The sequence below is a fragment of the Paraburkholderia kururiensis JCM 10599 = LMG 19447 genome, from assembly GCF_003986935.1.
GTDB lineage: Bacteria > Pseudomonadota > Gammaproteobacteria > Burkholderiales > Burkholderiaceae > Paraburkholderia > Paraburkholderia kururiensis.
The window spans coordinates 332,865-346,494 of record NZ_RJZE01000001.1 but is presented as its reverse complement, the minus strand read 5'-3'; the positions used below and the strand labels follow the sequence as shown (position 1 = coordinate 346,494).

The window sequence follows — 13,630 nt, the reverse complement described above, 5'->3', positions numbered from 1 at the left end:
AGCTTGCACCTCGCTTGCTGCGTTCGGCTCGACGGGGCAGCGCGCATCGCGGCGTGCCGCCGCGTGCCGCCTCTTCATTGCAGCAATTCCCGATGGCAGAGCAAGATTCGGCCCACGGTTGTTGCGCGGCGCGAAGACGAACCGAAGTCCCGCGCGACTCCAGAATTCCCTGTGGCTTGCCGCGCCAACCGGCCGATTTTTCTCGCACTTTTTCTCGCACTTGCCCGGCGAGGCGCACGGAAGGATTTGCAAACGGGCAGTACGCGTTACGCGGCCTGCCCGCTTGCGCTTGCCCGGGCTGTCACGGCTCCAGCTTCACCTTGATCCAGCCGGGCTCGCGCACGTCGAAGGCGCGATAGGCATCGATGGCATTCAGTATCGGCTCGCGCTGCGTGAGCACGCTCACGGGGTCGATGCTGCCGTTGCGCACCAGCTCCACGAGATGCGGCGTCACCGTGCGATGGTTGCAGTTACCCATGCGCACCGTGAGATTGCGGTTCATCGCCTCGCCGACAGGAAAGAAGCGGTCCGAAGGCGGATACACGCCGATGATGGCCACCGTGCCCGCCTTCGCCACAGACGACACCGCCCACACCAGCACCTGCGACGGTCCGCTGCCCGGCTGCCATTGGCGCTTTTCATCTTCCTCACCGTTCTCACGCCGGGCGGACGCACGCTGCGGCGCGATCTCGTGCACTTCCTCGTCGAACTCCAGCGCGCGGTCGCGTTGCGCTTCGGCGGCCGGGCCCTTCTGCGCGCGTTCGGCATCCACGCCTACCGCGTCGATCACGCGGTCCACGCCGATGCCGCCCGTCAGTTCGCGAATCATCTCCACGGGGTTCTCGTTGTCGAAGTTGATCACTTCCGCGCCCTGCGCCCGCGCCATGTCGAGCCGCGATTCGATGCGGTCCACCGCGATCACGCGGCCCGCGCCCATCAGCCTCGCGCTCGCAATCGCGAACTGGCCGACAGGGCCCGCGCCGAATACCGCGACCGTATCGCCGGGACGCACGCCCGCCAGTTCCGCGCCGAAGTAGCCGGTGGGGAAGATGTCGGACATGAGAATGGCGCGGTCGTCGTCGATGTCGTCGGGCAGGCGGATCAGGCTTGCGTGCGCGAGCGGCGTGCGCGCGTATTGCGCCTGCAGCCCCTGGAACGGACCCGTGGTTTTCGGGCCGCCGAAAAATGCGGTGCCCGCGAGGCGTCCGTTCGGATTCGCGTTGTCGCACTGCGCCGTGTAGCCCGAGCGGCAGTACGAGCAATAGCCGCACGAGATGGTGGACGGAATCAGCACGCGGTCACCTCTGCGCAGGTTGCGCGCGCCGCTGCCCACTTCCTCCACGATGCCTACGCCCTCGTGGCCCAGGATCGTGCCCGGCTGCATGCCGCTGAAAGTGCCGCGCACCATGTGCAAGTCCGTGCCGCAGATGGCGCTCGACGTGAGCCGCACGATGGCGTCCGTGGGTTGCTGCATGCCGGGGTCCGGCACGGTATCCAGCCGGATGTCGCCTATGCCGTGAAATACCACTGCTTTCATGATCGTTCCTCCTCGTGAGTGCGGGGTGGTGCATGTTTCGGGTGCAGGTTTCGTGGTGAGGCGAGCAAGCGCGGCTCCTGAAAGCATTGCAACGGGAAGGCGGTTTTGTACCGGCATGGGTGCGCTTCTGTGGCCGCATCAGTCGTCTCTTCAGTGGCCCCCTCAATGGCGGCTTCGGTGCGCGCGCGAGGTCCTCGTGCAAGGCACGCCCGTTGCTGGACACAGGGTGAGTCCGTCAACTCGACACAAGGAGGCAAGCATGTCCCAACACCCGGCTCAATCGCAGGATCATCGCCACCCCGGACGGCCCAGCCCGATCGCGGTACAGAAAGCGCTTGGCGGCATCGACTACCCCACCACGCGCGAGAAGCTCGTCGAGACGGCCCGGCACCACGGCGCAGGGCAGGACGTGATGGACCTGATCAGCCGTCTGCCGGATCGCAACTACGACAGCCCGGCGTCGGTATCGAAAGAGATTGCGCGGCTGCATTGAAGCCGCAGCCCAGCGAGTACGAAGGGACGAGGTCCAGTGCGGTGCGGCATCACCGCAGCACAGGCGCAGACCCGCAACGTAAGGAGGACATCATGAGCACACTCAATCCACGCGGAACCCACGACGGACCGGGCGCACGCATTGTCGGCAAGGGCAGCGAAACGGCGGAAGGCCCGGGCCCGGAAGTCATGGCCGCCGACACGCTGGAAGGCAACAAGGTCATTAGTTCGGATGGCGAAGATGTGGGCAAGGTGAAGGACATCATGCTGGACGTGCGCAGCGGGCGCATTGCCTATGCGGTGATGTCGAGTGGGGGCTTTCTCGGCATCGGCGACAAGCTGCTCGCCATTCCTTGGAACGCGTTGACGCTCGACACGGACAGCAAGTGCTTCCAGCTCGCCATGCCCGCAGAGCGCGTGAAGAACGCGCCTGGCTTCGACAAGGACCACTGGCCTTCCATGGCTGACCGCAGCTGGGCGAGCTCGGTACATCAGTTCTACGGCCGCGAACCGTACTGGAGCGGTTATGGCGGCTACGGAGGTGTAGGCTCGGACGCCCTCGGCACGGGCGATCTCGGACCGGGTTCGTCGGACGCACCGGAAGCAGGCGGGGTGAAGCTGTAACCGGTGGCGGGCGCCGGCCGGGCTGCGCACGTGGGGTCGTGTGCAGCCGGCCGGCGCTTCTTTACGTGCGTGCGGCCCGCGCCGCGCGCTTACCCCGCATATGCACGAAACAGTCTGGTTTCTGATTGTGGGCGGCGTGCTCGTGTTCATGGGCATCGCGACGTCCACGCTCAAACGTCTGCCTGTCAGCGCGGCGATGGTCTACCTGCTGATCGGCTTTCTGCTCGGCCCGCCCGGCATCAATCTGCTGCAACTCGATATCGTGCGCGACGCGCATGTGCTGCGCGTGCTCACGGAGATCGCGTTGCTCGTGTCGCTGTTCGCTATCGGCCTGAGACTGCGCGTGCCGTTCAACAGCGCCATGTGGGTCCTGCCGTTGCGGCTCGGGCTGATCGCGATGATCGTCACGGTGCCGCTGCTCGCGTGGTTCGGCGTACAGGTGCTGAACCTGGCATGGGGACCGGCGCTGCTGCTGGGCGCCATGCTGGCCCCCACCGACCCCGTGCTCGCGCACGACGTGCAAGTGCACAACCCAGGCGACCTGGACCGCGTGCGCTTCTCGCTCTCGGGCGAAGGCGGCGTGAACGACGGCGTCGCGCTGCCGTTTGCACTGGCCGGTCTCGCGCTGTGCGAAGCCGGCGGCGTGCAGCGGCATGCGCTGCCTTCCATGCCGTTGCTGGTGGGCGTTGCGTTGTGGGGCGTGGCTGGCGCGGTGGTGACAGGCGGCGTGCTGGCGTGGGCGACCATGCATACGGTGGCGTGGCTGCGCACGCGCTACGCCAAAGCGCTGGGCCTGGAAGGCTTCTTCGCGCTGGGGCTGATCGAACTCGCTTACGGCGCCGCGCAGCTTGCGCACACGTATGGCTTCATCGCCGTGTTCGCGGCAGGCGTGACCATGCGGCGCGTCGAGCACCGTGCCAGCGGCGAGCGGCCGCCGCGCGAAGCGATCGGCGCAGTGGATTCGGACGACGTGGATGCCACGGCATCGGACCCGCAGAAAGCGCATGCGTACATGGCCGAATCGGTGCTGGGCTTCACGATCGAAATGGAGCGCATCGCGGAAGTGTTCGTGATGACGGTGGTGGGCAACGTGGTGGCCAACCTGCGCGAGCCGCTCTTCACGTGGCCGTGCCTCGCCATCGTGGCGGCGCTGTTTTTCGTGGTGCGGCCGCTCGCGGTCACGCTCTCGCTCGCAGGCGCCAAGGCCACGCCCGCGCAACGCCGCTTGATGGGCTGGTTCGGCATACGCGGCGTGGGGTCGTTCTATTACCTTGCGTATTCGCTGGAGCAAGGGCCGGTCAAAACCATTCTGCCGCTCGTGCCGTTCGTGATCGCCACCATCGTGGCTTCGGTGATCGTGCATGGCATATCGGCGACGCCGTTGATGAACTGGTATCGACGGTTGCGGCATGCGTCGCGTTGACGTGCCCGCAAGCGCCTGAATGGCGCGTGGCGGGCGCTTGCGTCACTTTTTCAAAGGCGCTGCAAAGATTCTCAGGACCGGGACGCACGTCATGGCGCAGGCACGCCATCCTGCATGCCGTTGCCGTCACCGGGCGGCGCAGTGGCGCATTCCAGCACGCGCAGCAGAAGGCCCGGCGTAAGGGGCTTCGCGCAATGCGCGTCGAAGCCGGCAGCGCGGGCGCGGAAGCGATCTTCGCTCGATGCGAACGCACTGAAGGCGATCAGCAGCATGTGCCCCGTTTCAGGGTGCGCCCGCAGCCGGCGCGCGAGTTCCAGGCCGTCGAGGCCCGGCATCGCGATGTCCAGCACGACGGCGAACGGCTGCCAGTTCGCCGCGATATCGCAGACGCTCAAGGGGTCCGTTACGGCGCGGCATTCGAAGCCGTCCGCGTCGAGCAGCATTTGCAGCGCGTCTGCCGCCTCGCGGTAGTCGTCCACGACGAGCACGCGGCGATGGCTCGCCATGGCCGGACGAAACGCCCGCCACAGAACGACGTCCTCGCCTGCGGCTCTCGCGTGCCCTGGCTGCCGGGTATCCCTCGTGTCTCCTGCCTCTCTTGCGTCTCTTGCCCCGGGGTCGTTCACCTTGGGTCTCCTGCCGGACGGCGTCCGGTTGCTTGTGCGGCAGGCGGCACCGCGTGCCGCTCCGATCGCGTCGGCCTGGTTGCGCAAGCGCCGCGCCCGCGCGAAGAGAGGGCCCGTGCGGTACGACGCTTGCTGTTGCTCATATCGAAGCGCCGCGCGGCTGCTGCGTGTCTGCGGCTCGCCTGCCGTTTTCGACACGCTGCCGTGCCGGCCGTCTGATCACCTCTCTCGACTCTTAACGCTTACCGCAGGAGGACTCATGAAGCGTCACCTCGCTCTCGCCGCCGTCGCCGCCATATGCGCTACCCCCGTGCTGCTCGACGCCACGCCGGCCTGGTCGCAGACCACCCAGGCGGCATCCACCACGGCCGCCAATCCGCTGCCCGAACCAGACCAGCGCTTCGTGCAGGCGGCCACCATGTCCAGCTCGACTGAAATCGACGCAGCCAAGCTCGCTTCGGACCAAAGCCAGAACAAGGACGTGAAGTCGTTCGCACGCCACATGCGCCTCGACCATACGAAGCTCACAGTGCAGCTGAAGATGGCGGCACCGCATGGCGTGCAGGTTCCGAAGGACAACAGCGATACGTCCATTCTCGACAGCCTGAAACCGCTGAAGGGCGCGGAGTTCGACAAGGCATACGTGGAGAAGGTTGGCCTGGAAGGACACAAGCAAACCATTGCGGCCTTCAAGGACGAAATCGCGAACGGCCAGAACGCGGACCTGAAGCGCGCGGCACAAAAGGCGCTGCCGACCATCGAGCGACACTACAAGATGGCGCAGGATCTCGCGCAGAAGCTGGGCGTTTCGACGGCGTCGGCACAATGAGCCGCAAACGGCCGCAGGCCGGTTCGCGAACGAGGGGCGTTTGTGCCGTGGATGCGCTCATAGATCGTGGCGGTGGGGACAACCTCGCGAGCGGTACGAGCGGCTTGGGCCGCCTGGCCAGACCCTGAAACATGGCCTCCGGCAACGATGGACCCAAGCCCGCGCAACGTGCTGCGCGCAGCGGCGTGCAAGTGGATCGCGAGCAGCAGCCCGATACGCTCGATGCATGCCGCCGCTGCGCGCTCTGGCACGACGCCACGCAGCCCGTGCCGGGCGCCGGACCCGCTCACGCGCCCATCATGCTGGTGGGCGAGCAGCCCGGCGACAAGGAAGACCAGCAGGGCATGCCCTTCGTGGGCCCGGCCGGCGCGCTGCTGGACGATGCGCTACAGGCGGCCGGCGTGGCGCGCGACACGGTCTATGTGACCAACGCAGTGAAGCATTTCAAATGGGAACTGCGCGGCAAGCGGCGCATGCACAAGACGCCGGCGCAGCGCGAAGTGGAGGCGTGTCACTACTGGCTGAAAAGAGAACTCGCCGACGTGAAGCCGGCCGTGCTGGTGGCGCTTGGCGCAACGGCCCTCTCCGCGCTGATGCAGAACGCACACATGCGGCTGCAGGATGCGTTCGGCCGCGTGATGGAGCACGACGGGAAGCTCTTGATCGCGACGTGGCACCCGTCGTATGCCCTGCGCGCGCCAGACCCGGCGACTCGCAAGCGTGCATTCGACGACATCGTGGAAGCGCTGGCGAAGGCGGGCAAGCTGGCGGCACAGGCGAAGGACCAAGGCAAGGGCAGCCGATGAAGGGGCCGCCTTCGGCGCGTTGCATGCGGTTTGCACGCGTGTCCGGCGGCAGGCATCCAGGTCCAAAAATCCGGCATCCCGAAAACTCTCACCTCTAGCGTCCGGGCGACCCGGTTTGAACACGGCTCAGGCCCGCCGCGCAAGGCTGTGCGGCGCTCACCTCCTGGAACGGCTCACCGGTCCCGAAAACCTTCACCTTTGCCGCCAACAGGGCTTCGGCGTCACCCACGAAATTTACGGGGGAAAGAACGCGTAAGGCTGTACCGATTCGCCGCTCTTTTCGGCTGACGGTGCGCCGCGCGGCGGGCCTACTCTGCTGAAGCGCGGCTTTGCCCGTTCACCCGCAATGCGGGCATCCACCCGCTTTCGCAACACGCCTCATGGAGATGTCATGCGCCGACTCGTCATTGTTCTGACGTTCGCGGGCCTCACGCAGCTGCAAGCCTGTGCGAGCACCGTGGGCAACCTCGCGTTGGGCGCGGGCATTGGGGCAGTCGCCGCGGTTTCGGCCATGGTGTGCGCCATCGGTTGCCATTGACCTGGCTGTCGACGCACAAAAGAGAACGGGTGCCGGCCGAATCGCCACACCTGTTTCGATCACGCTTCAGGACGCCACCGCGTTCGCTCCGGCGTCACGACGCCCTGAACGATGACGCGCTTCGGAAGCGCACGCGTCTGCATGCCGCCGCCTGTGGCGCACGCTGATCGACGCAATTCGCACAGGGCGAAGCCAGGAAGCGCGGCACACACAGCGCGCCTCCCGAAAACGCTCACCTTTGCTTCTCTCTCAGGTTCTTCTCGCCGTGCTGGGTGACGCCATGGCGGTGTGTGCGTGCTCTTCGGTTCCTTCGTTCAGGGCGCGGTCGGTACGGTCAGCGTGGTCCGTGCGACGCAGCGTGTGCGGCAGGCCGTACAGCACGATGCCCGCGCAGACAAGGCTCATTGCGCCGATCACATAGAGCGCCGGTGTGGTGCTGCCGGTGAGATCGCGCACGCGGCCCACCATCACCGGACTCACGATGCCGCCCAACTGCCCCAGCGTGTTGATGAGCGCAATGCCGCCTGCGGCGCCCGCGCCCGTCACGAGCCTGGGCGGCAAGGCCCAGAACGCGGGAATGGAAGCGATCACACCCGCGCCCAGCACAGCAAGCGCCGCGACGAGCAACGCAGTCTGGTGATCGAAGAAGCCCGCCGCGAAAAATCCCACCCCCGACATGGCAAGCAACGCCGCCACGAACTTGTGGCGTTCGCCGCTCACGTCCGAAAGACGCCCCACGATCACCATGCACGCCGCGCCGCAAATGTACGGCACCGCTGTCAGCAGACCGATGAGCGTGGGGTTGTGCGTGCCCGCGCTGCGAATCAGATGCGGCGCCCAGAAGTTGAGCCCATACGACGCCACCTGAATCAGGAAATAGACGAAGGCCAGCGTGAGAAAGCCCGGCGTGCGGATAGCCCCAAGCAGCGAATGACCGCCGCTGCCGGGCTGGCGCTGCTGCGCGATGGCCTCGGCGAGTTGTGTCTTTTCGGTGGGCGAGAGCCAGCTTGCATCATCGATACGATCCTTCAGCACGCGCAGCACGAGAAGGCCCAGCGCGATGCAAGGCAAGCCACCCAGCAGAAAGAGCCAATGCCAGCCGCGTACGTTCAGCACACCGTCCATGTGACCCAGCACGAGGCCCGACAGCGGCGCGCCCACCAGCCCTGAAAACGCGGAAGCGAGAAACAGCAGCGACGTGATGCGTCCGCGATGGCTCGCCGGAAACCACAGCGTCAGGTAATACAGCACGCCGGGCGCGAAGCCCGCTTCCATGGCGCCGATAACGAACCGCAAACCGTAGAACTGCCACTCGTTGCTCACGAACACCATGGCCGCCGTTGCAAGACCCCACGAAATCATGATGCGGGCAATCCATCGGCGCGCGCCCACCTTGTAGAGCAGCATGTTGCTCGGCACCTCGAAGAGCACGTAGCCAATCACGAAGAGACTTGCGCCGAGCCCATACGCGGTGTCGGACAAAGCGAGGTCCGTCTGCAGCTGGAACTTCGCAAAGCTGATGTTGATGCGGTCGAAGAATGCGAACAGGTAGCAGAGCATGATGAGCGGCATCAGCCGCCATGCCGCCTTTCTGACGATGTCTGCTATGGCTTTTGCGTGGTGGTCGACGCTGTGCGCGGCAACCGGGCTGGAATGATTCATGGTGTCTCCTTGCCGTACCCCGCGATGCGGGGCGGCTATGCGTGTCGTTATCGGAAAGCGTGTGATGCGTCGTGGTCTCCCGCTGCGGCCTTCTTCAAGCGGGCACGGCGTGTGGAACGGGATGCAGGTCGCAGTTGCGGCCGGCCTTTGCGACCTGGCCCGGCACGTCATGCCCGAGCAGCGCAGGCAAGGTGCGAGACAGGGCGATCAGCTTCGGAAGATCGATGCCGGTTGGAATGCCCATCTGCTCGCACATGTTCACGAGGTCTTCGGTGCAGATGTTGCCCGACGCACCCGGTGCAAACGGACAACCGCCCAGGCCGCCGAGCGCGGCATCGAAGCGGCGCGCGCCCGCCTCGTAGGCCGCGAGCACATTGGCGAGGCCCAACCCGCGCGTGTTGTGGAAGTGCAGCGTCAGCGCGTGGGGAGGCAACCGGTCGAGCGCGCGTCGCACCATGCGCGCGACCTGGCGCGGGTTCGCCATGCCGGTGGTGTCGGCCAGCGTCACGCCTTCGATGCCCATCTCGCGATACGCATCGACAATCGCGAATACGCGCGCTTCGTCTATCGAACCCTCGAACGGACAGCCGAACGCCGTGGCCACGGTCGCGTTCAGACGCACGCCGGAGCGCTTTGCGAGCGCCACGATGTCGCCGAATGCTTCGAGCGACGCTTCGCAGCTCATGCGCATGTTGGCGCGGTTGTGCGTCTGGCTTGCGGACATGACGAGATTGAGTTCGTCGGCGCCTGATGCCAGCGCACGTTCGGCGCCCTTGAGGTTCGGCACCAGCGCCACGAAAATCACGCCGCTATGCCGCCGGATGCCCTGAAACACGGCCTCGCCGTCACGCAATGCCGGCACGGCCTTGGGCGATACGAACGAGCCCGCCTCGATGCGCGTGAAGCCCGCAGTGGAAAGCGCGTCGATGAGCGCAATCTTGTCGGCTGTTTCAACCCATGTGGGCTCGATCTGCAGACCGTCGCGCGGTGCGACTTCCTGCACGATCAGCGTGTCGTATTGCGCGCTTTCGTGGGCGTTCATTGCACGGCTCCTTCGCGGCGCAGCCGCTCGATGTCTTCCTGCGCGAAACCGAGGCCCGCCAGCACGCTTTGGGTGTGCTCGCCAAGCGACGGTCCGCTCCAGCGTACTTCGCCCGGCGTGTCGGAAAGCTTCGGCACGATGCCGGGCATTCTCACCGTGGCGCCGCCCGGCAGCGTCGTGTCCAGCAACATGCCGCGCGCCTGATAGTGCGGATCGCTAACGATATCGGCTACGGAATAGATGCGGCCCGCCGGTACCTCGGCGCGTTCCAGCACGGCGAGCACGTCGGCAATCGAGTGATGCGAAGTCCACGCGACGATCGCGGCATCCAGTTCGGCGCTGCGTGCCACGCGTCCGTCGTTGCGGGCGAGTGCGGGGTCGTCGGCGAGATCGGGTCGACCGATGGCGTTCATCAGCCGCTTGAAGATGGGATCGCTGTTGCCGGCGATCACGACGAATGCGCCGTCTTCGGTGCGATACGTGTTCGACGGTGCGATGCCGGGCAGTGCGCCGCCGCTGCGCTCGCGCACGTGGCCGAGCAGATCGTATTCGGGCACGAGGCTTTCCATCAGATTGAACACGCTTTCCACAAGCGACACGTCCACCACCTGCCCGTCGCCCTGCCCTGTCTTCACGCGCAGCACCGACATCAGCGCGCCGATCACGCCATGCAACGACGCGAGCGAATCGCCCAGGCTCACGCCCGCGCGGGCCGGTGCACCGTCCGCGTCGCCGGTGGTGTAGCGGATGCCGCCCATCGCCTCGCCAATGGCGCCGAATCCGGGACGGTCGCGGTACGGGCCTGTCTGACCGTAGCCGGAGATGCGCACCATGGTGAGCTGCGGATTGAGCGCGTGTAGCACGTCCCAGCCGAGCCCGAGCTTTTCGAGCGCGCCAGGACGCAGGTTTTCCACGAGGACGTCCGCATCGGCAAGCAGGCGCTTGACCACCTCGACGCCATCGTCGGACTTCAGGTTCACGCAGATCGACTTCTTGTTGCGTGACTGCAGGTACCACCAGAGCGAGGTGCCCTCGTGCAGCTTGCGCCACTTGCGCAGCGGGTCGCCGCCATCCGGGGCTTCTATCTTGACGACCTCCGCGCCGAATTCGGCGAAGAGGCGCGCGGCGAACGGTGCCGCGATGAGCGTGCCGATTTCGACTACGCGTATGCCGTGCAACGGACCGGCCATGTTGCTGTCTCCCGTGTTTCATCGATGTTGGGAGAGAGACTAGAAGCGCGGCGCGGGTGTGTCCAACCGCAATTCGGCAACGGGCTTTCGCGTTTGACGAACGCTCAGTGGGCGTTCGGACCTGCGTTGGCCTCCACGGTGCGCAGATGGTCGTACAGCGCGCGAGCCACGGGCGAAAGCCCCGCTTCGTCGCGCACCACGAGAACGAGTTCGCGCTTTGCCCATTCGTCGCTGAGCATGACGGCCGTGAGACCCAGCGGCCGGCCCATGATGCCGTACACGTTCGCCGGCAACACGCCCACGCCCATGCCGGCCTGCACCATCCGGCAGACTGCATCGAAGCCCGGCACGTGAATGCGCAGCTTCAGTGGCTTGCCGCACGCACGCGCCGCGGCATGCGTGCGCGCGTTGATGGAACTCGCGGAATGCAGGCCGACGTGGTCGCTCTCGAGCGTATCGGCGAATGCAATGCGTTCCAGTCCCGCAAGCGGATGGTCTTGCCGCATCACCACGCAAAGTTCGTCGTGGCGGTAGTGCGTGGTGTGAAGTCCGCGCGCATCGGTCTCGCCCGCGCAAATGCCGAGATCGACCAGACTGTCGGCCACTGCTTCTACAACGCCTGCACTGGGGCGCTCCTCCAGATCGATCTTGACCTGCTCGTTGAGCGCCAGAAAGGCGCGCAGATCTTCGGGAAGGAATTCGACGATGGCCGAGAGGTTGGCCATCATCCGCACGTAGCCGCGCACGCCGCTCGCATAGCCGGCCAGTTCGATGCCGATGTTCTCGATGCCTCTCATGACGAGACGCGCGTGGTGCAGCAGCGTCTCGCCGGCGGGCGTGAGCGTCATGCCGCGCGCGGTGCGCTGGAACAGCGTCGAGCCGACTGCCTGTTCCAGTTCGAGCAGCCGCTTGCTGGCGGCGGAGACCGCGATGGCTTCGCGGTCCGCCGCACGTGTGAGGGTGCCTTCCTCATACACGGCAATGAAGAGTTGCAGCGTGGTGAGGTCGAGCCGCTTCAACAGGTTCTTGGGCGCCATGGCGGTATGGATGCGCAACGCGCTTCGGTTCGGACGATGACGCGCATTGTGCACCGGGTTGCCGGCACGGGTGGATGGAGTGGCGCGGTGGTGCGCGTTCAGAACCGCACTCAGGCTCGCGTGCACATCGCGATGAGGCTCGATTCGCGGGTCCCGAAAAGCCTCACCATTCGATGAGATTCAGGACGTGCCGGCGCGCGTGAATGGTATGGAAGAGAGTGCGTTAACCCCTGAATTTCCAGGGGTTTTCATTGCGGCATGCCGTTGAGGTGAACGCATTTCAGGGCGCGCACCGCACGCTCCCGAAAACTCTCACCTCTTGCCGAAACGGCGCGGGGCACGCGCCGTTGTCGAGATCAATGCCCCAACGACTCCACTTCGCGCGGAGCCGCTTCGATGGCATGCGGCCGCGCCATCTGTTTGATCAGCAATGCTGCACATGCCAGCAGGCCGGCCGCTGCGATGGTGGCGAACACCCCGGCGAACGTGAAGTGCCGGCGCGTGAGTTCGGCCACGAGAAACGAGCCCGCAATGCCGCCGAAGCGGCCCACGCCCAGCATCCAGGCCACGCCGGTGCCGCGTCCTTCGGTGGGATAGAAGGCGGCGGCGAGCGCGGGCATAGACGATTGCGCGGTGTTCATCAGCACGCCGGCTACGAACACAACCAGCACGAGCAGCCCGATATTGCCCACGGCCTGGCCGATGCAATACACGCTCACAGCCGTGAGCGCATAACAGGCGGCAACCATCCGGTTCGGATTGAAGCGGTCCATCAACACGCCGAGCAGCACCGCGCCCACACCGCCCAGCGGGAACAGCGCCGAAATGAGCGTCGCACTCCTGGGCGTGAGGCCGGCGTCCTTGAGCAGGATCGGCATCCAGTTGATCGACGCGTAGAAGATGACGAGGCCCATGAAGTAAGCGAGCCACAGCATCACGGACCCAAGCAGGTACGAGCGCGAGAGCACGACGCCCAGGCCCTTGCCGCCCGTTTGCGGCGCCGCTTCGGTCATCACGAACGACGAGGCGTGCAGCGCATCCGGCGAAATGCGGGCCAGCGCTGCCCGAATGCGTTCGGCAGGACGCCGGTTCGCCACCATGAAGCGCACCGACTCCGGCATCTTGAGCATGAGCGCAACCGCGAGCAGCAGCGGCGCCACGCCGCCCAGCACGAGCACACTGCGCCAGCCGAATTGCGGAATCATCCATGCGGCGAGAAAGCCGCCCAGCGCGGCGCCGAGCGGGAAGCCGCAAAACATCAGGTTGATGACGGTGGCGCGCCGGCGATCGGGACAAAACTCGCCCATCATCGTGACCGCATTCGGCATGGCCGCCCCCAGGCCGACGCCGGTGATGAAGCGCAGCACCGTGAGTTGTCCGATGCCGGACGAAAACGCCGAGGCAAGGCAGACGAGGCCGAACACGCACACCGAACCGAGCAGCAGCGCCCGGCGCCCGAGGCGGTCCGACAGCGGACCCGAAACGAGCGCGCCGCAGGCGAGGCCGAACAGCGCGGCGCTCAGGACGGGCGCGAGGTCCGGTTTGGTCAGGTGCCACTCGGTGAGCAGCGCAGGTGCAATGAAGCCGATGGCCGCGGTGTCGAAACCGTCCAGCAGGACGATCACGAAACACATGAGGAAGATGAGCCACTGAAACCGGCCGAACGGCTGCTCGTTGATGAAGGTCTGTACGTTGACGACCGAGGTGCGATTCATCGCGTGTCTCCCGCTATAGTCGGCGCGGCGGGGCTGCCGCGTCCTTTTTGTGACTTCGCATCAAGATCCGCGTTGCGCGGATTTGATCAGCGTCAAAGTCTCGCATCGG

Annotated in this window: 13 protein-coding genes; 6 read left to right on the top strand and 7 right to left on the bottom strand. The window is 65.9% G+C overall.

Going from position 1 to position 13,630, the window contains the following annotated elements:
- Positions 1–301: 301 nt before the first annotated feature.
- Positions 302–1,537: a zinc-dependent alcohol dehydrogenase gene (locus PKKP23_RS01595; protein WP_126875536.1), complete on the bottom strand. Its 1,236-nt coding sequence runs from the start codon at positions 1,535–1,537 to the stop codon at positions 302–304.
- A 259-nt stretch (positions 1,538–1,796) separates the two neighbouring features.
- Between PKKP23_RS01595 and PKKP23_RS01590 the strand changes: the two genes are divergently transcribed.
- The 3 genes from PKKP23_RS01590 to PKKP23_RS01580 all read left to right on the top strand — a co-directional run bounded on the left by PKKP23_RS01590 (position 1,797) and on the right by PKKP23_RS01580 (position 4,076).
- The gene (locus tag PKKP23_RS01590) at positions 1,797–2,030 is read left to right on the top strand and encodes a DUF2795 domain-containing protein (protein ID WP_126875535.1); all 234 of its coding nucleotides are present in this window, start codon (positions 1,797–1,799) and stop codon (positions 2,028–2,030) included.
- 92 nt (positions 2,031–2,122) lie between these two features.
- Positions 2,123–2,653, top strand: a complete 531-nt coding sequence (locus PKKP23_RS01585) for a PRC-barrel domain-containing protein (RefSeq protein ID WP_017774159.1) — start codon at positions 2,123–2,125, stop codon at positions 2,651–2,653.
- A gap of 100 nt (positions 2,654–2,753) precedes the next feature.
- Complete coding sequence (locus PKKP23_RS01580; protein WP_126875534.1) at positions 2,754–4,076, top strand: cation:proton antiporter; 1,323 nt, start codon at positions 2,754–2,756, stop codon at positions 4,074–4,076.
- A gap of 89 nt (positions 4,077–4,165) precedes the next feature.
- On the opposite strand, the gene PKKP23_RS01575 is transcribed toward PKKP23_RS01580, so the two are convergent.
- On the bottom strand, positions 4,166–4,582 hold the full coding sequence (locus tag PKKP23_RS01575) for a response regulator (protein ID WP_017774157.1): 417 nt from the start codon (positions 4,580–4,582) through the stop codon (positions 4,166–4,168).
- Positions 4,583–4,961: 379 nt separating this feature from the next.
- On the opposite strand from PKKP23_RS01575, the gene PKKP23_RS01570 reads away from it, so the two are divergent.
- The 3 genes from PKKP23_RS01570 (at position 4,962) to PKKP23_RS33695 (ending at position 6,875) form a co-directional block, all read left to right on the top strand.
- Positions 4,962–5,531 carry a DUF4142 domain-containing protein gene (locus PKKP23_RS01570; protein WP_126875533.1) on the top strand — a complete coding sequence of 190 codons (570 nt, stop codon included), beginning with the start codon at positions 4,962–4,964 and terminating at the stop codon, positions 5,529–5,531.
- A gap of 131 nt (positions 5,532–5,662) precedes the next feature.
- Positions 5,663–6,337, top strand: coding sequence for a UdgX family uracil-DNA binding protein (locus PKKP23_RS01565; RefSeq protein ID WP_126875532.1), 675 nt, complete (start codon positions 5,663–5,665; stop codon positions 6,335–6,337).
- A gap of 391 nt (positions 6,338–6,728) precedes the next feature.
- Complete coding sequence (locus PKKP23_RS33695) at positions 6,729–6,875, top strand: hypothetical protein (protein WP_017774154.1); 147 nt, start codon at positions 6,729–6,731, stop codon at positions 6,873–6,875.
- A 249-nt stretch (positions 6,876–7,124) separates the two neighbouring features.
- Here the strand turns inward: PKKP23_RS33695 and PKKP23_RS01560 are convergent, their stop codons facing one another.
- The 5 genes from PKKP23_RS01560 to PKKP23_RS01540 all read right to left on the bottom strand — a co-directional run bounded on the left by PKKP23_RS01560 (position 7,125) and on the right by PKKP23_RS01540 (position 13,521).
- On the bottom strand, positions 7,125–8,537 hold the full coding sequence (locus tag PKKP23_RS01560; protein WP_126875531.1) for an MFS transporter: 1,413 nt from the start codon (positions 8,535–8,537) through the stop codon (positions 7,125–7,127).
- Positions 8,538–8,631: 94 nt separating this feature from the next.
- Positions 8,632–9,579: a hydroxymethylglutaryl-CoA lyase gene (locus PKKP23_RS01555; RefSeq protein WP_126875530.1), complete on the bottom strand. Its 948-nt coding sequence runs from the start codon at positions 9,577–9,579 to the stop codon at positions 8,632–8,634.
- A complete protein-coding gene (locus PKKP23_RS01550; protein WP_126875529.1) occupies positions 9,576–10,769 on the bottom strand; it encodes a CaiB/BaiF CoA transferase family protein in 1,194 nt (397 codons plus the stop codon). Before PKKP23_RS01550 ends, PKKP23_RS01555 begins: the two co-directional genes overlap by 4 nt.
- A 104-nt stretch (positions 10,770–10,873) precedes the next feature.
- A complete protein-coding gene (locus PKKP23_RS01545) occupies positions 10,874–11,806 on the bottom strand; it encodes a LysR family transcriptional regulator (protein ID WP_126875528.1) in 933 nt (310 codons plus the stop codon).
- 356 nt (positions 11,807–12,162) lie between these two features.
- Complete coding sequence (locus PKKP23_RS01540) at positions 12,163–13,521, bottom strand: MFS transporter (RefSeq protein WP_126875527.1); 1,359 nt, start codon at positions 13,519–13,521, stop codon at positions 12,163–12,165.
- Positions 13,522–13,630 lie beyond the last annotated feature (109 nt).